Below are 828 nucleotides of genomic sequence, written 5' to 3'. Positions count from 1 at the left end.
ATAATAAGAGTTATCATCTCCTTGGGAAACAATAGAAATGTCCAAATCTTTCTTTTTAATCTTGCCTTCTTCAAAGAGTTTTTGTTTTTCTGCTCGTATTTTTTCAAGTAAAACTTCGACTGATTCATCATTTGGGTCTTGTTCAACTAATTTTCCTTGCATAGCATATTGAAGAATAGATTTTTTTAGTTTATCTGGAAATTCTTTATCTAGCTGTTCTAGTCTATTATAACTTTTAGCGTACTCATCTACTCTTTCTAAAGCTGATTCGATTGCTTCTACTATTCGTTGTTGTTCGGATAGTGGAGGCAATAACATAGGAACTTCATATTTTAAAAATTTTATTGAAGCTAAATTTTTTATCGCTGAACCTATAGAATGCTCTTTTAGTGTATTAATCAAACTCGTAAACATCCATTTAAAATACTGTGAATCTATTATATCTGAGTTTAACGTAAGTTTTAATAATGCTTGATTTATAACTCCATTATAATAATTTGAAGGTATTTGAAAGATTTCTCCAATAGTACCTGCACAAGATATTAAAATATCTCCTGCTTTTATTGAAAAATTTTTTAAACGTATATAATCACTCTCTTTTAACCAATAGTCTCCATAATCTATAGTTTTTCTTATAGCATTACCTTGTTCATAAACCTTATATGTATGTTCTCCTTTCGGAACAAACATTGACTTTGTTATAGAACTACCAAAAGGACCTCTTTTTATTGAGCCGTCCTCTAATGCACAAATGTCTGGTAAATAAACTATGGCCCATCCTTTAGGTATATTATGTTTAAACTCTTTTATACTTCCATCAGCAAACTT

The 828-nt window shown here is 29.3% G+C and carries 1 protein-coding gene; it reads right to left on the bottom strand.

Annotated features, from left to right (window positions below):
- Positions 1-828, bottom strand: an 828-nt coding sequence (locus HT699_RS11380) for a restriction endonuclease subunit S (protein WP_172934381.1), incomplete at both ends; no start/stop codon positions are given.

It is taken from the genome of Streptococcus sp. 1055, assembly GCF_013276815.1.
Lineage (GTDB): Bacteria > Bacillota > Bacilli > Lactobacillales > Streptococcaceae > Streptococcus > Streptococcus pseudopneumoniae.
The sequence above is the reverse complement of the archived record's forward strand: the minus strand, read 5'-3'. Positions and strand labels throughout refer to the sequence as shown.